At 47.1% G+C, this 563-nt stretch carries 1 protein-coding gene; it reads left to right on the forward strand.

The genetic code is table 11. The features are described from left to right. Positions 1-250: 250 nt before the first annotated feature. Positions 251-523, forward strand: a complete 273-nt coding sequence (locus ACFPFU_RS25675) for a hypothetical protein (protein ID WP_377069615.1) — start codon at positions 251-253, stop codon at positions 521-523. Positions 524-563: the final 40 nt, after the last annotated feature.

The following is a 563-nucleotide window of genomic DNA, read 5'->3' on the forward strand; positions in this document are numbered from 1 at the left end:
GTTCTCTGTTCCCTTTTTCCTAAGTATTGAGTGAATGGATAGTGTGGTATGAGAATGTGAGAAAAGTGGGAACGTGAGAATTAATAATTAAACCAAAAATATAAGGTAAAAGAAAAAAGGAACGGACGGCCGGTGAAGCCACGAGGTGGTTGCCCGGCAAGGGTAGGGGAGTGAAACCCGGTCGCTCCTCTCGGAAGGCCTTGGGGGGCCAAAACGACCGGATTATGTAAAATGACTCAATCGTAAAATTATGAAAAAAAATGGCAAAATCCTCCTTCGGGGAGGGACATTGATGATGGCGGCTGTATTTGCTTTTGCATTTAACATGCCCGTCAAAAGGACGGCGACCATGGTCTGGACACCTGACGCGGCGGAACCCATTGGGTACCGGAATGTGACTTCACAGGTGCAATCGGGCAATTACAGTTGTGAACTGGCAAGCCAGGAGTGTCTGGTGGAGTTTTCCAATGATGATCCGGCCACCGGACAAAAAACGATTCTCCAGGAGGGGGCGTTTCAATAATGTAGGTATTTATCCAAGGTCTATTGGCCTTGGATATTTT

This window comes from Negadavirga shengliensis (assembly GCF_042652345.1).
GTDB classification, from domain to species: domain Bacteria; phylum Bacteroidota; class Bacteroidia; order Cytophagales; family Cyclobacteriaceae; genus Negadavirga; species Negadavirga shengliensis.

Bases quoted from the DNA above. Each gene is read 5' to 3' on its own strand.
- ACFPFU_RS25675 (WP_377069615.1), top strand. From the start codon at position 251: ATGAAAAAAAATGGCAAAATCCTCCTTCGGGGAGGGACATTGATGATG.